The organism is Streptomyces sp. NPDC107581 (assembly GCF_055657175.1).
Window position 1 is genome coordinate 477,605 of the sequence record NZ_JBVKBH010000003.1, and the last position, 18,894, is coordinate 496,498.

Sequence of the window (18,894 nt, forward strand, 5' to 3'; positions counted from 1 at the left end):
CCTACGAAGACTTGTAGGTGGCCTGTTTCCTTGACGGCACCTGGTGTTTGACGGACGGATCCTCACCTATCCCAATCACGAGACCATCAATCTTGGGCGCACGTAGCGAAAGAGGGACATCAGAGAAGGGCTGGTTCCACGGGCGAAAAGCAGCGCTTCTCCGAGTTCGATCCGAGCCTGCCCCGACTGCCGCCGGTGTCCGAATGCACCGGCCGGACGCAGACACTGGTGTGAGGGCGTCCGGGAGTTGCTGTCGGTCGTGGGGCCGTCGCGGCCGTCACGTGGTGCCCTGCGCCCGACGCGAGCGATACCCCTGCCTGAGGTAGAAGCCCAGAACCGTGATTGCCAGCCCGAAGCCGAGCGTGTCGAAGACCTCGACGACGAGGTGGGGTGCGCGAAGCAGGCCCGGCATCCTGGCGCAGATCATTCCCAGGCCCATGAGGAGGGGTTGCCACACCCGGAGGAAGCGCGTGTCCTGGTCGGATTGCGCGTTCCCCCGTACCCGGGTCCGCTCCCACCATCGGCTGCCCAGGCCACCGACGACCAGCACACATCCCATGGCGACCACGGACCAGTCCATGAACCGCAGCATCACGTCTCCCTCGATCCGGAAGGATCTTCCTCCGGCAGGTGACCGCGGGCAAGGGGCTTGGCGCTGCAAGTCCGGTTGAGCCGGGACTGCTGAGCCGGGGTCAGGCATAACCCGCCTGTGGGGCGCTGAGTGTGTAGGTGGTTCCGACGCTGGTCTGCACCCATGCGTCCGGGAGGGCTGCGGCGAGGGTGTGCTGGGCGCGCCAGCCGGTGCAGTGACTGGGGACGATCAGCTCGGGTGCGAGTTCGGTGAGCGCGGCCACCGTCGGGCCGATGACCGGCTCGAAGGCGGGGCCGCTCAGGTGGAAGCCGCCGATGAGCGCCAGCAGTCTGCCGACGCCGGTCAGCCTCATGGCGTGCCGGATGATGTTGACCACTCCGGCGTGGCCGCACCCGGTGATGACGACAAGTCCCCGGCCGCGCACGTTGATGACGAGTGCCTGGTCGTCGATGACGACGGGGTCGTGTCGCCAGCGGTTCCCGTCCCAGGCTTGGTGTGCCTTCGGCATGCCGTGCTCGAACTCGGTGACGCGGTCCACCTCGCCGGTGATCAGGATGCCGCCGGCCAGCAGCGACGGCTGCCGCCGCTCGATCACCTCGAACCCTTCGCGCTCCAGGGCACCCCGCGACAGCGTGGGCATCTCCAGCCCCTGGCCGGCGGGCAGTTCCAGGCGGCGGCGGGTCCAGACCGCGGGGTGGACGGTCAGCGGCAGGCCGGAGCGCCCGCGCAGCCGGGCCAGACCGTCGAAGCCGCCCGCGTGGTCGAAGTGTCCGTGGCTGAGCACGACGCCCTGCAGGCCGCCGACATCGATGCCGAGACGCTCGGCGTTCACCGCCAGCCCGTCCGGCGACGCGCCGGTGTCGAACAGCAGCGTGCTGCTCGCGTTCCCGCTTTCAACGGTGACCAGGGCGGAGAAGCCGTGCTCGGCACGCAGCCCCGCGATGGCCTCGCCGTCGGCGAACTGCCGCGCGGCGGTCCGCCCGGCGCCCTTCGACGCCCGGGTGACGCCCTCGGCAGAGGCCAGCAGGGCGTCGAAGGTGTTGTCGACCATCGTCGTGACCCTGACCTCGTCGACCTCGGGCAGTGTCACCGGGTCGACGGCCGTTCCCTCCGCGACGCGAGGCGCCGACCACGCCGCCTCGGCCGCCGAGTGCCCGTGATCGTCGCACATGTCAGAAAGCACCTCCCCGCCGATACGACCGCCCAGGGAGGCAGATCCCGGTACGAGCCGCAGGCCCACGGCGGTCGCACCGGCTGGACCGGCCGGACCGGCCGCAGGCGCAGCGCGGTGTCATGCTTCCACTCGCACGGGCGGGACGACGATGTCGATGAGCCCGGTGGCCACGTCGTACACGAGCCCTGAGACGAAGACTCCGGCCGGAAGCTTCTGCTTGAAGATTTCGACGTCGACACGGACGGCGGCGACCGGGTCGGCGACCGCCTTGGCGTCCAGGTCTCCGGCCGGAACGTCGAAGTAGTCCGCCAGCAGCTCGGGGAACGCGGCCAGGTCCGTGATCCCGCAGTCGGTGTGGTGCAGGACCGCATAGTGGACATCGCCCCGACGAGGGCCGCCCGTGCGAGCCTGGACGACCTTCGAGAGCATCTCCAGCGTCCGGAGTGTCGCGGGCGTGACCCGCCCTCCGACGTTGCGGATCACCGCCGCCTCGCCGAGCTTGAGCCCGAGCACGTCGGACGGGTCGACACGAGGGTCGACGCATCCGATGACCGTCAGACCGCCACTGGGCATGAGCCTGAGGCCGGCGAATGATCCGCCGCCGGCGAACCCGGCGTTCCGCTCGGCCAGCTCGTCCGTGTCGATCACTGTGACGGTAACCCCTCGCTGCTCGAAGCCGGGCCCCCGGTAACGCCGACGGCGACCTCCGGTTGCCGTCCATCCTGGCCCGCCGCCGCCTCCCATACCACTCGGCTTTGCGGCACATCGTGATCATGCAGGTCAACGCCTTGCGTGATCCGGCACGGCGAGTCGGCGCCGTACGGTTCATACCTGAATGAGCACCGGCCGCAGACAGCACCGCAGCCACCCCGTCCTCGAGCACCCCCACCGGCGCCTCGACCACCCGATCGAGTGCCCGCCCGCCCCAGTGCGCGTGACAGCTCGCAGCCGGCGTCGGACCTGCGTTCTTGACCGTCAGTGGCAGCAGGTTCTTGTCGGTCGGGCCCATCTGGATGTTGGTGTCCATCTGCAGGAAGACGACTTCACAGAAGCCTTCTGATACGTCTTCGTAGGCACGCACGGGGCCGGAGTCATCATGGACTCCGGCCCCGTGCAACGACCTCAGCGTGTCAGCGTCGCGCTGTCCTGTTCATCAAGAACTCGGCGGCCACGCCCGCCAGAAGGGCCAGGCTCAGCCCCAGCACGCCGGCGTTGATGACAGACGGCCCCTGGGACCATGCCCAAGCGCACCCCGCGAGGAAGGCCACCGCGACGGCGATACGGCCGGACATGGTGGACGTGACCCGCAACGGCTGCCGTCCGACCAGGCGCCGGCGGTACTTGACTGCCAGGATGACCGCCGCGGCCAGGATGAGGATGGACGGTCCGGCGAAAGCTTCCATGTCCTAGGTCCCCTCTCTACGGACAGATGCCCGATCTACGACGCAGTCTACTTGCAGTTTCCGCCAGAGTATTCATACGGAAGGAACGTGGGCACCTTTACCTCGACGCACTTGTGGTCGGAGTTGGCGTTCCAGGCAACCCGGGAAATATTCGCTGCGTTGAGGATGCCGTACGCGTCGAACGGCGGCGGTGCTGCGGCAAAGAGGACGCCCACGAAGGCCGAGTTCGCGGCCAAGTGGGCCGTTTCCTTTTTGTTGAAGTACACCGTGCCGCTGATGATTCCCCACGTCCACTTGGGGTCCGCGACCACCGGGAAGGCCGTGTCGGCGTTCGGGGTCACCGTCTGCGTAACGGTGTCGCCGTCAACGGCGTAGGTCGTGGGTACAGCGTTGCCGTTAGCATCCTTGGCCCACGGGGTCTCCAGGCCGCCGATGATCGCTCCATCAGCGTTGAAGACGACCAGTCCACCCTCGGCGGTTTGACGGATCGTAGCCCCGATGGGCAGGGCGAGCGTGAACGACTGTTGGCGGGGAGCGTTGGCGTCGTTGAGTGTGAACAGGGCTCGGAAGCCCCCATCAGTGGTCGCCTGTGCGGCCGCGGTCACGGACGCGTCGTTCCCCGCGAAGACACTCGTGTCGTCTGTGCTGGACTGCTGCTTAGCCCCGGTTGCCGGCAGCGTGAGGGAGACGGTCGCGTCACCCTTCGTTGCAATGATGGGCTCATCGCCGCGAGCGGGGAGCGTCACCTGGGCGCCGTTCACCGGCGAGCCCAGGGCAGTCGAGCGCAGGTTGGCGGTCCCGGTTGCTTTTTCGATCACCACCGCGGCACGAGAGGCAGCCTGGTTCGTGTCGGCTGCCGCGACGGGTGCCAGTGTCGTGGTCAGAGCGGCTGCACCGGCCAGGATGGAAAGGCCGGCTATTGCACGCTTGCTCATGAAGTTGTCCCCCAGAAGATGTTGCGGTCCGCCGGTCAATGCGGACTGCTCAACTTCTACACGATCAAGCGCAAACGTTCGAAGCGGAATACACCTCCTCCACCTGACAGCGGACTCAAGTCTTGACCTGAGCTTAGCCATTGGATGGTGAACTTGCGCTTTCTTAACAGGGACGATTTCGGGCAATCGACAGTATTCATTGAATGGGGTTTGCGCCTGGCGAGTCCCGCGTGACGTCGGTCACTTGAACCATGACGTAAGGTCGAATGGTTGCTCCGTGCCGTCATCGTCAATGACCACGATCTCGCTCTCAATGCGGCTCGCGGTCCTGTCATCGGCTGTGCGGCGCGCTAACGAGCACAGAAGATGCCGAGGTTCGGGTTCGGTGATGTCGGCAAGCCACAGCCGGTTCGGGCCGGTCGCGGTGAAGTTGCGGCTCACGAGATCGTCGTGCACCGGCGGGCCGGCCTGCTTGACCCGGCCGCGCTTCTTGCCGAACACGCTCCACCAGCGGTTGTCCCGGCAGATCCGCCACGCGGTCCGGTCCGCCATCCGAGCCCCGGCACCACACGCTTCATCGGCCAGGAAGCGGTAGCCGAACTCCGGGTCGTCGCGGTGCGCGTCGAACAGTGCGTTCGCGCGATACGACTCCTCCAGTACGGCGTCGGCCACCGGCTTGCCGAGCCAGCGGTAGTAGGGCTGTCTGGCGAGCTTCAGCACCCGGCACGTCACCGTGACGGGCACCCCGTCCACGGCCAGCTCCTTCACGAGCGGGTAGATCCTTTTCCCGGCAGATGCGCCTGCGACAGATAGGCCGCGGCCCGGCGCAAAACCTCGTTCTCCTGCTCCAGCAGCTTGATCCGCCGACGTGCTTCCCGCAGTTCCGCGCTCTCCTGGCTGCTCACCCCGGGCTTGGACCCGTCATCGATGTCCGCCCGGCGCATCCACTTCCACAACGTCATCGGGTGAACCCCGAAATCGGTGGCCACCTGCTCGACCGTGACACCCGGGCCGCGGTTCCTCGCGACTCGCACGACGTCCTGGCGGAACTCTTCCGGATAGGGCTCGGGCACAGCGACATCCTTCCCACCCGCCCCACAGGGCAAGCCAGTTCAGATGCGTCGCGGTATGAGACGGAAACCGACACGGACAAGTCCGGGCCGTCAGACGCTGGTGCATCGAGCACCCCATTCAGCCCGCGCGGCTTCACGAACGGGTCGTGCAACCTTCCCGATCCCTCGGGTGTCTGAGCATCACTGGGAGCTGAAGGAGCAGTGGAAAGTGGACGGCACTGTGTGCAGGTCTCTCGTCTTTGCGGGCCAGCCGGTAGTTACGCCCGTTAATTGGGCAGAAGCTCTCTTTGTGCTGAGCTGGGTCGCCCTGCTTGGAGGCCTCTGTCTCCTCGTTGCTGTCGACTATCGCAATCTTGGTCTCTGGGTCTATGACTACTTGGATCGGATGAACCCCGTTACTGCCAGGCCGAGGATGACTCCGGATCGCTTCAGGTTCGTGGCAGGTGTGATGGCAGCGGTCCTGCTGTGCGTGCTCATCTATCTGCTGGGCGGACTCGTAATGGACGCTGGCGCCGGTAGTCACACGTAGCCAGTTTGCAAGATCGCGTATGCGGGTGCTGTCCGACCTGCAAGAGCCGTGACCTGTGCGTTCCTGGAAAGCTTGCCGACGTTCCCCCGGTGTTCCCCGTGGTGCGCTGCCTGATCGGGCACGCAAGGGGCACGTAACCCGATGCCAACCTGTCAACCCTCAGCTGAGACTCGACATGTGGGCACTCCACCGCGCCGCCCACGGACTCACGAGTCACCGAACGCCAACGAGCCCCCTCCCAATCAGGACAGGGGGCTCACAGGGGCAGACAGTCGCGCACAAACCTGGAATGGACCTCAGACCCACTCCACCTCGGTAACGATGTGCGGGGAGCGTCCAGGGCCCGGCAAGGGTGTCCGAAGGGACACCGACGGCGCTTGCGGAGAAGGAAGCGAAGCACCGGCCACAGACAGCACCGCAGCCACCTCCTCCTCGCTCACCCCCGCCAACGCCTCAATCACCCGATCGAGTGCCTCGCCCACCTCAGTGCGTGTGACCACTCGAAGCGGGCGCCGGCGCAGCGTTCTTGACCGTCAGAGGCAGCAACTTCTTGCCGGTCGGGCCGATTTGAATGGCCGTATCCATCTGCGGGCAGACGCCGCAGTCGAAGCACGGGGTCCAGCGGCAGTCCTCGACCTCGGTCTCGTCGAGGGCGTCCTGCCAGTCCTCCCAGAGCCAGTCCTTGTCGAGGCCTGAGTCCAGGTGGTCCCAGGGGAGGACTTCCTCGTACGTACGCTCGCGCGTCGTGTACCAGTCGACGTCCACGCCGAAGGGGGCCAGCGCCTTGTCGGCGCACTGCATCCAGCGGTCGTAGGAGAAGTGCTCGCGCCAGCCGTCGAAGCGGCCGCCGTCCTCGTAGACCGCGCGGATGACCGTGCCGATGCGGCGGTCGCCGCGCGAGAGCAGGCCCTCGACGATGCCGGGCTTGCCGTCGTGGTAGCGGAAGCCGATCGAGCGGCCGTACTTCTTGTCGCCGCGGATCTTGTCGCGCAGCTTCTCGAGGCGGGCGTCCGTCTCCTCGGCCGACAGCTGCGGGGCCCACTGGAAGGGGGTGTGGGGCTTCGGCACGAAGCCGCCGATCGAGACCGTGCAGCGGATGTCGTTCGACTTCGACACCTCACGGCCCTTCTGGATCACGTGCATCGCCATGTCGGCGATCTGGAGGACGTCCTCGTCGGTCTCGGTGGGCAGGCCGCACATGAAGTACAGCTTCACCTGGCGCCAGCCGTTGCCGTAGGCGGTGGAGACCGTGCGGATCAGGTCCTCCTCCGAGACCATCTTGTTGATGACCTTGCGCATGCGCTCGGAGCCGCCCTCGGGGGCGAAGGTCAGGCCGGAGCGGCGGCCGTTGCGGGTCAGCTCGTTCGCCAGGTCGACGTTGAAGGCGTCGACCCGCGTGGAGGGGAGGGAGAGGCCGATCTTGTCCTCCGTGTAGCGGTCGGCCAGGCCCTTCGCGATGTCGCCGATCTCCGAGTGGTCCGCGGAGGAGAGGGAGAGCAGGCCCACCTCCTCGAAGCCGGTCGCCTTGAGACCCTTGTCGACCATCTCGCCGATGCCCGTGATCGAGCGCTCGCGCACCGGGCGGGTGATCATGCCCGCCTGGCAGAAGCGGCAGCCCCGGGTGCAGCCCCGGAAGATCTCGACGGACATGCGCTCGTGGACCGTCTCGGCCAGGGGGACGAGCGGCTGCTTGGGGTACGGCCACTCGTCCAGGTCCATGACCGTGTGCTTCGACACGCGCCACGGCACGCCCGACTTGTTGGGGACCACACGGCCGATCCGGCCGTCGGGGAGGTACTCGACGTCGTAGAACGCCGGGATGTACACCGAGCCCGTCCTGGCCAGGCGGAAGAGGACCTCCTCGCGGCCGCCGGGGCAGCCCTCCGCCTTCCACTCGCGGATGATCTTCGTCATGTCCAGGACGGCCTGTTCGCCGTCGCCGATGATCGCCGCGTCGATGAAGTCCGCGATCGGCTCGGGGTTGAAGGCCGCATGGCCGCCCGCCAGCACGATCGGGTCGTCCAGCCCGCGGTCCCTGGACTCCAGCGGGATGCCGGCCAGGTCCAGGGCCGTCAGCATGTTCGTGTAGCCCAGCTCGGTGGAGAAGGACAGGCCGAACACGTCGAAGGCCTTCACCGGGCGATGGCTGTCCACCGTGAACTGGGGGACGTCGTGCTCCCGCATCAACGCCTCCAGGTCCGGCCACACGCTGTAGGTGCGCTCGGCGAGGACGCCGTCCTGCTCGTTGAGGACCTCGTAGAGGATCATGACGCCCTGGTTGGGCAGACCGACCTCGTACGCGTCCGGGTACATGAGTGCCCAGCGGACGTCGCACTCGTCCCAGTTCTTGACGGTGGAGTTGAGCTCTCCGCCGACGTACTGGATCGGCTTCTGCACGTGCGGGAGCAGAGCTTCGAGCTGCGGGAAAACCGACTCGACAGGCATCTCGCGAACCTTCATGAGCTGACAGGGGTGACCATCAAGCGTAACCCGACCGGAGGCCTCCCTCGGACGCTCAGACGGACGCCCCGGACGTGATCTCCCGCCACAGTCCGGGCAGCTTCGCCTCCACTTCCACCGCCTGCCGCTCCTCGCGCCCGTACAGCAGCCCGTAGGTGAAGGCGCTCTCCCCCTCCGCGTGTGCCGTCGTGGCCAGCTCCTGCAGGGTGTGGCGGGCCATGACGCTGTCCTGGTGGTCGCCGAGCAGGCTGGTCAGGGACTTCATGGACTTCGCCAGGGCGCGGGCGGTGCCGCCGAGGGCGGGGATGGCCGTCTCGCCCGCGTACCGGGTGCGCTTGGCCTTCTTGCGGGCCTCGTGCACGGCGACGTCGCGTTCCTCGCCGGGCGGCAGTTCCAGTGCCTGGCCGATCAGGCGGGAGACCTTCGCGAAATCCTTCCGTGCGGCCTTGGCGAGCACCTTCTCCGGCTTCCCGCGGGCCTTCTCCAGCAGCGGCGGGTCGGCGAGAACGGCGTCCAGGGTGTCGAGCAGGGCCAGGTAGCGGGCGGAGTCCAGGGTCGCGACGAGGTGATCGCGGGCGCTGCCGTGCCGGGCGTCCGACCAGGCGGTGAAGCGTTCATGCACGGGCCCGGAGACCAGGGCGGGCGGGAGGCCGTCGAGTGCGTTCGTCAGGCGCTCGGCCAGGACCTCCTGGTCGCGGTCCGCGCCCAGCTCGTCGGCCAGCCACTTCAGCTCGGCGGCGACCGGGTCGGTGACGCCGGGGTCGAGGACCGCGCCGAAGGTGCGGAAGGTGCTGCGCATACGGCGGGTCGCCACCCGCATCTGGTGGACGGAGTCGGGCACGTCCCGGCGGACGGCCGGGTCGTACGCGATGATCGCGTCGCGCTGTTCACGGACGTAGGCGAGAACGTGGTCGCCGGCGGTCACGGGCTTGGGGTGCCGTTCGGAGCCGGGCCGTCGGCCGCCGGTCTGCTCCAGGGCCCGGGCCAGCTTGGAGGGCGACTTCGACGGGCGTACGCCCGCCTTGCCCAGGCGCTTTTCCACCTGGTCGAGCAGGGCCGGATCCACGTCGTCCGCCAGCTCCACCTCGATCTCGGTCCACTGGGTGCTTCCGCCCTTGCCGACGAGCCGCTCGGCGGTCACGGCGTCGACGCTCGCCTCGGCCAGCAGCGCGCCGTCGACGTCCACCAGGTGGCGTACGTCGCGGGCGGAGCGGAGCCGGACGACGGGGATCAGCTCGGCGCAGCGGACCCGGGAGCGGACCAGTGCGGCGATCTCGTCGGGGACGGCGTCGGACAGGGGCGACCTGATCTCGTCGCGGACCCCTGGGGCGACCGGGAACTTCAGGTGCCAGCCGGCGTCCGAGCCTCCGGTGCGGCGCCGCAGGGTGAGTCCGGCGGCGGCCAGGCGCTGGTCGGCGGTGTCGTAGTAGGTGGCGTCCAGCTCGACCAGGCCCTTGTCGTGGACGTCCGCCACCCGGCCGACGCCGGTCAGGTCGGGCAGCCCACTGTCGTCGGATTCGTACTTGCGCTCGATCTCACGCTTCGTATCCGCCATGAACCGAATCTAGTGGCAGACCGGCCCGGACGGCAGGGTCCACCTCGGGTGAATGGCGGGAAAACTCCCGCCATTCACCCGGTGAACGTCCTTAGGCGGACATCGGTCGCTGCACCTTGATCGACTGGAGCAGTCCCACCGCCACCCACACCGCGAACATCGACGAGCCGCCGTAGGACACGAACGGCAGGGGCAGACCGGTGACCGGCATGATGCCGAGGGTCATGCCGATGTTCTCGAACGCCTGGAAGGCGAACCAGGCGACGATGCCGGCGGCGACGACCGTGCCGTACAGCTCGGCCGAGTCGCGGGCGATCCGGCAGGCGCGCCACAGGACCACGCCGAGCAGGAAGATGATCAGGCCCGCGCCGAGGAAGCCCAGCTCCTCCCCCGCGACCGTGAAGACGAAGTCCGTCTGCTGCTCGGGGACGAACTGGCCGGTGGTCTGCGAACCGTGGAACAGGCCCGCGCCGGTCAGACCTCCGGAGCCGATGGCGATGCGGGCCTGGTTGGTGTTGTAGCCCACGCCCGCGGGGTCCAGGTCCGGATTGGCGAAGGCCGCGAAGCGGTTGATCTGGTAGGCGTCCAGGATGTGCAGCTGCCAGACGGCGATCGCACCGATGGCGCCCGCGGCGATCAGACCGAAGACCCACCGGTTGGAGGCCCCGGAGGCGAGCAGCACGCCCAGGATGATGATCACCATGACCATGACCGAGCCGAGGTCGGGCATGAGGAGCACGATCAGGATCGGTACGGCGGCCAGTCCCAGGGCCTGCACCACCGTGCGGTGGTCGGGGTGCTTCTTGTCGCCGGCGTCCACCCGGGTCGCGAGCAGCATCGCCATGCCCAGGATGATCGTGATCTTCACGAATTCGGAGGGCTGCAGCGAGAAGCCGCCGCCGAGCACGATCCAGGAGTGCGCGCCGTTGACGGTGGAGCCGAGCGGGGTGAGCACGGCGAGGATGCCGAAGACCGACAGGCCGTAGAGGATCGGCACCGCGTTGCGCAGGGCGCGGTGGCCGAGCCAGACCGTGGCGATCATCAGGGCGAGCCCGATGCCGGTGTTCATGATGTGCCGGATCAGGAAGTAGTACGGGTCGCCCTGGTTGATCTCGGTGCGGTTGCGGGTGGCCGAGTACACCAGCAGGGAGCCGATCAGCGACAGCGCCACGGCGGCGAGCAGCATCGGCCAGTCGAGCCTTCGGGCCAGGGAGTCACGGGCGAAGACCCTGGTCCAGCCGGCCCGCTCGGGGCCGTAGCCGGAGACGGAGAAGCTGTTGCCGGTCATGTGAGCATCCTCCGGCTTCCCCTCCGGCGCGGCCGCCTGCGGGTGTTGCTGTTGCCCGTGGTGGGCGAGGGGCTGGTGGCGGGCTGCTGGTCGTCCCCGTTGGTGGGGTTGTCCTTCTGGAAGGCCTCGGCGTCCTTGCCCGGGTCACCGGTGATCTTCGGGGCGCTGATCGTGCCGTCCGTGCGGACCTTCGGCAGGCTCTTCTGGGGCTCGGGCAGCAGCGCCTTCTTGGTGTCGATGGAGCCGTCGCCCTGGACGCCGTAGAGCGCGCTGTAGATGTTGCGCACGGCCTCACCGGAGGCTCCGGAACCCGTACCGGCCTGGGCGATCGTCATGATCACCGTGTAGTCCTTGGAGTAGGTGGCCAGCCAGGACGTGGTCTGCTTGCCGTAGACCTCGGCGGTACCGGTCTTGGCGTGCAGCGGGATCTTGTCCTGGGGCCAGCCGCCGAACTTCCAGGCGGCGGTACCGCGGGTGATGACGCCGGCGAAGGCGTCGTTCATGCCCTTGAGGGTGGCCTGGCTGACCGGCAGCCTGCCCTTCTTCGTCGGCTTGATCTCCCGCACGGTCTTGCCGTCCGCGCTGATGACCGCCTTGCCGATGGTGGGCTGGTACATGGTGCCGCCGTTGGCGACGGCGCCGTAGATCGCGGCCTCCTGGATCGGGGTGACGAGGGTGTCGCCCTGGCCGATGGAGTAGTTGATCTCGTCACCCTCGCGCATCTTGTTGCCTTCGAGGCAGTTCTCGTACGCGATCTTCTCGACGTAGGTGCCGTCCTTCTTGCCGGACTTGCACCAGGCGTCCTTGTTGGCCTTCCAGTAGTCCAGCTTCCACTGGCGGTCGGGGACGCGGCCGGTGACCTCGTTGGGCAGGTCGACGCCGGTCTCCTTGCCGAGGCCGAACTGGTGGGCGGTCTTGAAGAAGTAGTCCTTGGGCTCCCCCTTCTTGGGGTTGATGCCGCCGTCCTTCTTCCACTCCCGGTCCGCGAGGCCGTAGAAGACCGTGTCGCAGGAGACCTCCAGGGCGCGGCCGAGGGAGATCGGGCCGAAGTTCTCGCCCTCGAAGTTCTTGAAGACCTGGCCGCCCACCGAGTAGGAGCTGGTGCACGGGTAGCCGCCGTCCCAGACGTAGCCGGCCTGGACCGCGGCGGCCGTGGAGACCACCTTGAAGGTCGAGCCGGGCGCGGCCTGGCCCTGTATGGCCCGGTTCAGCAGCGGGTAGTCGGAGTTCTTGCCGGTGAGGGCCTTGTAGTCCTTGGCGGAGATGCCGCCCACCCACACGTTCGGGTCGTAGGTCGGGGCGGAGGCCATGGCGACGATCCGGCCGGTCTTGGCCTCCTCCACGACGACGGCACCGGAGTCGGCCTTGTAGTTCTCGCCGGTGATCTTGTCGAACTGCTCGCGGGCCTTCTTCATGGCCTTGTTCAGCTCGTACTCGGCGACGCGCTGCACCCGGGAGTCGATGCTGGTGACCAGGTTGGAACCGGATTCAGCGGCGTCCGACTTGGCCTTGCCGATGACCCGGCCGAGATTGTCCACCTCGTAGCGGGTCACGCCGGCCTTGCCGCGCAGCACCTTGTCGTACTGGCGCTCCAGGCCCGAGCGGCCGACCATGTCGGAGCGCAGATAGGGCGAGTCGGTGTCCTTGGCCTGCTGGATCTCGTCGTCGGTGACCGGCGAGAGGTAGCCGAGGACCTGGGAGGAGTTGGACTTGCCCGGGCCCGGGTAGCGGCGCACGGCCTCCGGCTCGGCGGTGATGCCGGGGAAGTCCTCGGCGCGCTCGCGGATCTGCAGGGCCTGCTTGGGCGTGGCCTCGTCGGTGATCGGGATCGGCTGGTACGGCGAGCCGTTCCAGCAGGGCTGGGGGGTCTTGGCGTCGCACAGCCGGACCTTCTGCATGACGTCCTCGGGCTTGATGCCGAGGACGCCGGCCAGCTTGGTGAGGACGGCTCTGCCGTCGTCCTTCTGCTTGAGCAGGTCGGTGCGGGACGCGGAGACGACCAGACGGGTCTCGTTGTCGGCGAGCGGCACGCCCCGGGCGTCCAGGATGTCACCGCGCACGGCCGGGTCGACGACCTGCTGGACGTGGTTGCCGGAGGCCTCCCTCTGGTACTCGGCGCCCTGGCGGATCTGGAGGTACCACAGACGGCCGCCGAGCGTGCCGAGCAGGGAGAGGACGAGGATCTGGATCACGACGAGCCGGGTCTGGACGCGTGGGGTCCGTCCGGTCTCGGGAATGTTGGTCACTGCGGCTGTCTCCCCCTCTCAGTGCGCGGATGCGTGTGCGCGTACGAATGATGAACGACCAGCCTGTGAGGCCGCGTTCCACCGTGGCTTCCCCGTTCGGGTGAACTCATCCGTGCTCACAGCCGCTTGACCCCCTTGATGCGGCCGACCCGGGTCGAGCGGGTGCGGGCCTTGGCCTTCAGCGCGCCGAGGCCGCCGCGCTGGCTGCCGATCCGCAGGCCGGTGCCCGAGGAGAGCCAGCCGGAGGAGATGTCGCCGGCCTTGGCGGCGGGGCCCCCATCCGCGAGCGGGTCGTTGTCGGAGCGGCGGGCCAGCCACATGATCCCGGGGACCACGAACGGCGCGAGCAGCAGGTCGTACAGGGCGGCCGAGAACAGCAGGCCGGTCAGGCCGACATGGCGGGCGGCCGTGTCGCCGACCAGGGCACCGACACCGGCGTACAGCAGTGTGGAGCCGACGGCGGCGGCGACCACGACGGCCATCGGGCCGGTCGCCGACTTCAGACGGCCGTTCTCCGGCTTGACGAGTCCGGCGAAGTAGCCGATGACGCACAGCACGAGCGCATAGCGGCCGGCCGCGTGGTCGGCGGGCGGGGCGAGGTCGGCGAGCAGGCCGGCGCCGAAGCCGACGAGGGCCCCGCCCACATGGCCGTACACCATGGCGAGGCCGAGGACGGTGAGCAGCAGCAGGTCCGGGACGGCGCCCGGCAGATGCAGCCGCGCCAGGACGCTGACCTGGATCACCAGGGCGACGACGACCAGTGCGCTGGAGAGCAGGATCCGGTTGACACGCATGGGAAAAGCTCAGCTCCTACTGCTGCTCGCCGTCTTCGGGTGCGTTGGCCGACGGGGTGACCGTGACGGTCACCGTCGGCGTCGGGATCGGCTTGGGCTTGGTCGGCAGGACCTCGTCCCGCGGGTCCTGCTTCGGGGCCTCGACGACCACGCCGACGATGTCGAGCTTGGTGAAGCCGACGTACGGCGTGACGTACAGCGTGCGGGTGAGGCCGCCGCCGGAGGGGTCGACGCGGGAGACCACGCCGACCGGCACACCGGGCACGAACGGCTTGTCGGCCTGGGAGCCGAAGGTGACGAGCCGGTCGCCCTTCTTCACCTCGGCCTTGCCGTTGAGGAGTTCCACGCGCAGCGGGCGGTCGCCCTGCCCGGAGGCGAAGCCGAGTTCGTCGCTGCCCTCCATGCGGGTGCCGACGGTGAAGTCGGGGTCGTTGGCGAGGAGCACGGTGGACGTGTTCGGGCCGACCGTCGTGACCCGGCCGACCAGACCGTCGCCGTTCAGCACGGTCATGTCGCGCTTGATGCCGTCGCTCGCGCCGACGTCGATGGTGATGGTCCAGGAGAAGCCCTGCGCCGACCCTATGGCGATGACCTGGGCGCCCTTGATGCCGTACTGGCCCTCGCCGGCGATCTTCAGCATCTTGTCGAGCTGCTTGAGGCGGCTGCGGCTGCGGTCGTCGCTGCCGAGCTTCGCCTTGAGGGCCGCGTTCTCCTTCTCCAGCGTGGCGAGCCGGTCGTGGCGGCCGCCGGAGTCGCGGATGGCGGAGACGGCGTTGCCGACCGGGTCGACCGCCGAGGACAGCCCGTTCTCGATCGGGCCGAACGCCGCGGCCGCGGCCTGCCGGGCACCGTCGACCGGTGAGTTCCGGCCTCCGCGGATGTCCACCGTGATCAGCGCGAACGCGATGGCGATCAGCAGGACCAGGAGCAGCCGGCTCTCTTTCGTGTCCCTCACGTGCGGCGGCCGTGCCCTTCCTCAAGTAGGAATTCGGGGACCCCTCGAGGCGCCACTTGCGAGGCGCAAGCCCAAGGGGCCCATTTGTGGGAGCTTATGCCTCAATATCAACGATCCGCCGTACGAGAGGAGATCATCTCGTACGGCGGAACCGAAGAGTTGCTTCATCTGCGGGGCTGGGCGTCCAGCACCTGCTGGAGTGCCTCGAACTCCTCGACGCACTTGCCGGAGCCGAGCGCCACGCTGTCCAGCGGGTCCTCGGCGATGTGGATCGGCATGCCGGTCTCCCGGCGCAGCCGCTCGTCCAGGCCGCGCAGCAGCGCTCCGCCGCCGGTCAGAACGATTCCCCTGTCCATGATGTCGCCGGACAGCTCCGGCGGGCACTTGTCGAGGGTCGTCTTGACCGCGTCGACGATCGCGTTGACCGGCTCCTCGATCGCCTTGCGGACCTCGGCGGCCGAGATGACGACGGTCTTCGGCAGTCCGGAGACCAGATCCCGGCCCCGGACCTCGGTGTGCTCGTCGGAGTCGAGTTCGTAGGCCGAACCGATGGTGATCTTGATCTGCTCGGCCGTCCGCTCGCCCAGCAGAAGGCTGTACTCCTTCTTGATGTACTGGATGATCGCGTTGTCCAGTTCGTCGCCCGCGACGCGGATGGACTGAGCGGTGACGATGCCGCCGAGCGAGATGACCGCGACCTCCGTGGTGCCGCCGCCGATGTCCACCACCATGTTGCCCGTGGCCTCGTGGACCGGCAGGCCGGAGCCGATGGCCGCGGCCATGGGCTCCTCGATGATGTGCACCTGGCGGGCACCGGCCTGGGAGGACGCCTCGATGACGGCACGGCGCTCGACGCCCGTGATGCCCGAGGGCACACAGACGACGACCCTCGGCCGGGCGAGATAGCGCCGCTTGTGGATCTTCAGGATGAAGTAGCGGAGCATCCGCTCGGTGATCTCGAAGTCGGCGATCACGCCGTCCTTCAGCGGGCGCACCGCGACGATGTTGCCCGGCGTCCGGCCGATCATCTTCTTCGCTTCGGCACCGACCGCGAGGATGCCGCCGGTGTTGGTGTTGATCGCGACGACGGACGGCTCGTTGAGTACGATTCCGCGACCCCTGACGTACACCAGCGTGTTGGCGGTCCCGAGGTCGACAGCCATGTCACGGCCGATGAACGACATTGAGTTCCCCATCCGGATTCATCTGGCCTTCCCGAACTTTTGAGGGCATGTCAGGACGGCTAGGCGGGCGCTGTGACGTGAAGGCTTCCATCGTAAACGCGCCTGCACGAACACTGCGCGAGGGTCTCCGCCATTGTCATCAGATGGCGCGTCGCCTCGCTTGTGGAGACGGCCCTTCGGGGGCACACGTTCCCCCGATCGGCAACGCATATGCCAAAGGACGGCCGAAAACGTACGGCCGTCCCAGGTCAGGGTCCCCGAGCAGGGCTGACGCCCCCTCAGAAAAATTCGCGGAAAATCCGCCGGGTGGCCTCTCAGGCGCGGCCGGGGAAGAAGATCTTCACCTCGCGTTCGGCGGACTCCTCCGAGTCGGACGCGTGGATCAGGTTCTCGCGGACGATCACGCCGTAGTCACCGCGGATGGAGCCGGGGGCGGCCGCGATCGGGTCGGTCGGGCCGGCCAGGGCGCGCACGCCCTCGATGACCCGCTCGCCCTCGGCGATCAGGACGACCACCGGGCCGGAGGACATGAACTCCACCAGCGGCTCGTAGAACGGCTTGCCGACGTGCTCCGCGTAGTGCTGCTCCAGCGTGGCCCGGTCCAGGGAGCGCAGCTCCAGCGCGGTGATCTGCCAGCCGGCCTTGCGCTCGATCCGGCTGATGATCTCGCCGGTCAGGCCGCGACGGACGGCGTCGGGCTTGAGCAGGACGAGGGTGCGCTGAGTCACGGGGGCTCCTTACGACTGACGTGTGCGGTGGGACGAGGTTACAGGGCGTGTTCGCGTTGCCGTCACGCAGCGTCAGGTGCAGGGGAGGAAGCCGAGGAGGACTCGGCCTGCGCCGCGAAGCGGGCCTTGGCCTCGTCGATCTTTCTGCCGTAGTGCACCGACGCCCACCACAGGGCCGCGAAGACCGCGCCCATGAAGTACATCGTCGGGACGAAGACGCCGGAGGCGATCAGGGCGAGCTGCAGGGCCCAGCCGAGGGCGACACCGCCCGGCCGGGTCACCATGCCGCACAGCAGCACGCACAGGGCCATGGCGATACCGCTGACCAGCCACACCGTCGACGAGGACAGATCCGGGTCCTTCATGGCCACGAGCCCGGCGAACCCGATGATGCAGAACTCACCGATCAGCGTCGATGAACAGAGCGTACGCACGGCGGAACCTCAGCCCTTCCCCAGCAGCAGGCGGGCCTCGCCCACCGTGATGACCGAGCCGGTGACCAGCACGCCACCGCCCGTGAACTCGCCCTCCTCCTCGGCCAGCGTGATCGCGGCCTCCAGAGCCTCGGGCAGCCGCGGCTCGACCTGGACCCGGTCCTCTCCGAACACCTCGACGGCGATCGCGGCCAGCTCGTCCGCGTCCATCGCCCGGTGGGTGGAGTTCTGTGTGACGACGACCTCGGCGAAGATCGGCTCGAAGGCCTCCAGCAGCCCCCGGACGTTCTTGTCGGCGCTCGCCCCGACCACACCGATCAGCCGGCTGAAGTCGAACGCCTCGCGCACGGCCTCGGCGGTGGCCTCCGCACCCGCCGGATTGTGCGCGGCGTCCAGCACGATCGTCGGAGACCGCCGTACGACCTCCAGACGGCCCGGCGAGGACACGGCGGCGAAGGCCTTGCGGACGGAGTCGATGTCCAGCGGCTCCGCCCGCAGCGCGCCGACGCCGAAGAACGCCTCGGCGGCGGCGAGCGCCACGGCCGCGTTGTGCGCCTGGTACGCGCCGTGCAGGGGCAGGTACACCTCGGGGTACTCGCCGCCCAGACCGCGCAGGGTGAGCAGCTGCCCGCCGACCGCGACCTGCCGGGCCACGACGCCGAACTCCAGGCCCTCCCGGGCCACGGTGGCGTCCACCTCGACGGCCTTCTTCAGCAGCACCTGCGCCGCGTCCACCGGCTGCTGCGCCAGGATCACGGTCGCGTCCTGCTTGATGATGCCGCCCTTCTCACCGGCGATCTCGCCCGGCGTCTCCCCCAGCCGGTCGGTGTGATCGAGCCCGATGGGGGTGATCACGGCGACATCGCCGTCGATCACGTTCGTCGCGTCCCAGCTGCCGCCCATGCCGACCTCGACCACGGCGACGTCGACCGGCGCGTCCGCGAAGGCGGCGTAGGCCATGGCGGTGAGCACCTCGAAGAAGGACAGCCGGTACTCCTGCTGCGCGTCGACCATCTCGATGTACGGCTTGATGTCCTGGTACGTCTCGATGAACCGCTCGGCGGAGATCGGGGCGCCGTCCAGGCTGATCCGCTCGGTGATCGACTGCACATGGGGGCTGGTGTACCGGCCGGTGCGCAGATCGAAGGCGCCCAGCAGGGCCTCGATCATGCGGGCGGTGGAGGTCTTGCCGTTCGTCCCCGTGATGTGGATGGAGGGGTACGAGCGCTGCGGCTCGCCCAGCACGTCCATCAGCGCGGCGATGCGGCTGACGGAGGGCTCCAGCTTGGTCTCGCCCCAGCGGGTGGCCAGGTCCGTCTCGACCTCGCGCAGGGCCTTGTCGACCTCCGGGTCCTCCGGCCGCGCGGGTACGTCGGCCTGCAGCGGCCCGCCCTGCGTCCGCAGGGTGCGGCTGCCGGCCTCGATCACGGCGAGGTCGGGGTCGCGGTCGGTTTCCTCGGCGATCAGTTCTTCGAAGGCGTCGAGGGGGTCGGGGGTGTCGCTGGTGCCGGGATGGTCGCTCACGGGGCCAGTCTACGGAGCCG

17 protein-coding genes are annotated in these 18,894 nt (G+C 68.5%); all 17 read right to left on the reverse strand.

What is annotated here, in order from left to right:
- Positions 1-277: 277 nt before the first annotated feature.
- The 17 genes from ACZ7P3_RS08885 to folC all read right to left on the reverse strand — a co-directional run bounded on the left by ACZ7P3_RS08885 (position 278) and on the right by folC (position 18,874).
- Positions 278-592: a hypothetical protein gene (locus ACZ7P3_RS08885; protein WP_472080005.1), complete on the reverse strand. Its 315-nt coding sequence runs from the start codon at positions 590-592 to the stop codon at positions 278-280.
- Between the two features lie 100 nt (positions 593-692).
- Positions 693-1,763 (reverse strand): MBL fold metallo-hydrolase, encoded by a 1,071-nt coding sequence (locus ACZ7P3_RS08890; RefSeq protein WP_472080006.1) that lies wholly within the window; start codon positions 1,761-1,763, stop codon positions 693-695.
- Between the two features lie 120 nt (positions 1,764-1,883).
- Positions 1,884-2,414 (reverse strand): carbonic anhydrase, encoded by a 531-nt coding sequence (locus ACZ7P3_RS08895; RefSeq protein ID WP_472080007.1) that lies wholly within the window; start codon positions 2,412-2,414, stop codon positions 1,884-1,886.
- A 482-nt stretch (positions 2,415-2,896) separates the two neighbouring features.
- Positions 2,897-3,169: a hypothetical protein gene (locus tag ACZ7P3_RS08900; RefSeq protein WP_472080008.1), complete on the reverse strand. Its 273-nt coding sequence runs from the start codon at positions 3,167-3,169 to the stop codon at positions 2,897-2,899.
- A gap of 47 nt (positions 3,170-3,216) precedes the next feature.
- Complete coding sequence (locus ACZ7P3_RS08905; RefSeq protein WP_472080009.1) at positions 3,217-4,104, reverse strand: hypothetical protein; 888 nt, start codon at positions 4,102-4,104, stop codon at positions 3,217-3,219.
- A 240-nt stretch (positions 4,105-4,344) separates the two neighbouring features.
- Positions 4,345-4,872: a hypothetical protein gene (locus ACZ7P3_RS08910; RefSeq protein WP_472080010.1), complete on the reverse strand. Its 528-nt coding sequence runs from the start codon at positions 4,870-4,872 to the stop codon at positions 4,345-4,347.
- Positions 4,869-5,177 (reverse strand): transposase, encoded by a 309-nt coding sequence (locus ACZ7P3_RS08915; protein ID WP_472080011.1) that lies wholly within the window; start codon positions 5,175-5,177, stop codon positions 4,869-4,871. Before ACZ7P3_RS08915 ends, ACZ7P3_RS08910 begins: the two co-directional genes overlap by 4 nt.
- Positions 5,178-6,189: 1,012 nt before the next feature.
- Positions 6,190-8,151, reverse strand: coding sequence for a TIGR03960 family B12-binding radical SAM protein (locus ACZ7P3_RS08920; RefSeq protein ID WP_472080012.1), 1,962 nt, complete (start codon positions 8,149-8,151; stop codon positions 6,190-6,192).
- Between the two features lie 70 nt (positions 8,152-8,221).
- The gene (locus ACZ7P3_RS08925) at positions 8,222-9,721 is read right to left on the reverse strand and encodes a CYTH and CHAD domain-containing protein (protein ID WP_472080013.1); all 1,500 of its coding nucleotides are present in this window, start codon (positions 9,719-9,721) and stop codon (positions 8,222-8,224) included.
- Positions 9,722-9,812: 91 nt separating this feature from the next.
- The gene (gene rodA / locus ACZ7P3_RS08930; RefSeq protein WP_472080014.1) at positions 9,813-11,009 is read right to left on the reverse strand and encodes a rod shape-determining protein RodA; all 1,197 of its coding nucleotides are present in this window, start codon (positions 11,007-11,009) and stop codon (positions 9,813-9,815) included.
- The gene (gene mrdA, locus ACZ7P3_RS08935; RefSeq protein WP_472080015.1) at positions 11,006-13,255 is read right to left on the reverse strand and encodes a penicillin-binding protein 2; all 2,250 of its coding nucleotides are present in this window, start codon (positions 13,253-13,255) and stop codon (positions 11,006-11,008) included. Before mrdA ends, rodA begins: the two co-directional genes overlap by 4 nt.
- 116 nt (positions 13,256-13,371) lie before the next feature.
- Positions 13,372-14,049: a rod shape-determining protein MreD gene (mreD, locus tag ACZ7P3_RS08940; RefSeq protein ID WP_472080016.1), complete on the reverse strand. Its 678-nt coding sequence runs from the start codon at positions 14,047-14,049 to the stop codon at positions 13,372-13,374.
- A 16-nt stretch (positions 14,050-14,065) separates the two neighbouring features.
- The gene (gene mreC / locus ACZ7P3_RS08945) at positions 14,066-15,004 is read right to left on the reverse strand and encodes a rod shape-determining protein MreC (RefSeq protein WP_472080017.1); all 939 of its coding nucleotides are present in this window, start codon (positions 15,002-15,004) and stop codon (positions 14,066-14,068) included.
- Between the two features lie 164 nt (positions 15,005-15,168).
- Complete coding sequence (locus ACZ7P3_RS08950) at positions 15,169-16,188, reverse strand: rod shape-determining protein (RefSeq protein ID WP_086693298.1); 1,020 nt, start codon at positions 16,186-16,188, stop codon at positions 15,169-15,171.
- 314 nt (positions 16,189-16,502) lie between these two features.
- Positions 16,503-16,916, reverse strand: coding sequence for a nucleoside-diphosphate kinase (ndk, locus tag ACZ7P3_RS08955; protein ID WP_472080018.1), 414 nt, complete (start codon positions 16,914-16,916; stop codon positions 16,503-16,505).
- A 62-nt stretch (positions 16,917-16,978) separates the two neighbouring features.
- The gene (locus ACZ7P3_RS08960) at positions 16,979-17,350 is read right to left on the reverse strand and encodes a DUF4233 domain-containing protein (RefSeq protein ID WP_472080019.1); all 372 of its coding nucleotides are present in this window, start codon (positions 17,348-17,350) and stop codon (positions 16,979-16,981) included.
- Positions 17,351-17,359: 9 nt separating this feature from the next.
- On the reverse strand, positions 17,360-18,874 hold the full coding sequence (gene folC, locus ACZ7P3_RS08965; protein WP_472080020.1) for a bifunctional tetrahydrofolate synthase/dihydrofolate synthase: 1,515 nt from the start codon (positions 18,872-18,874) through the stop codon (positions 17,360-17,362).
- Between the last annotated feature and the right edge of the window lie 20 nt (positions 18,875-18,894).

Bases quoted from the DNA above. Each gene is read 5' to 3' on its own strand.
- ACZ7P3_RS08925 (WP_472080013.1), bottom strand. From the start codon at position 9,721: ATGGCGGATACGAAGCGTGAGATCGAGCGCAAGTACGAATCCGACGAC.
- ACZ7P3_RS08890 (WP_472080006.1), bottom strand. From the start codon at position 1,763: ATGTGCGACGATCACGGGCACTCGGCGGCCGAGGCGGCGTGGTCGGCG.
- ACZ7P3_RS08950 (WP_086693298.1), bottom strand. From the start codon at position 16,188: ATGTCGTTCATCGGCCGTGACATGGCTGTCGACCTCGGGACCGCCAAC.
- ACZ7P3_RS08905 (WP_472080009.1), bottom strand. From the start codon at position 4,104: ATGAGCAAGCGTGCAATAGCCGGCCTTTCCATCCTGGCCGGTGCAGCC.
- mreD (WP_472080016.1), bottom strand. From the start codon at position 14,049: ATGCGTGTCAACCGGATCCTGCTCTCCAGCGCACTGGTCGTCGTCGCC.
- ACZ7P3_RS08885 (WP_472080005.1), bottom strand. From the start codon at position 592: ATGCTGCGGTTCATGGACTGGTCCGTGGTCGCCATGGGATGTGTGCTG.
- rodA (WP_472080014.1), bottom strand. From the start codon at position 11,009: ATGACCGGCAACAGCTTCTCCGTCTCCGGCTACGGCCCCGAGCGGGCC.
- ACZ7P3_RS08920 (WP_472080012.1), bottom strand. From the start codon at position 8,151: ATGCCTGTCGAGTCGGTTTTCCCGCAGCTCGAAGCTCTGCTCCCGCAC.
- ACZ7P3_RS08900 (WP_472080008.1), bottom strand. From the start codon at position 3,169: ATGGAAGCTTTCGCCGGACCGTCCATCCTCATCCTGGCCGCGGCGGTC.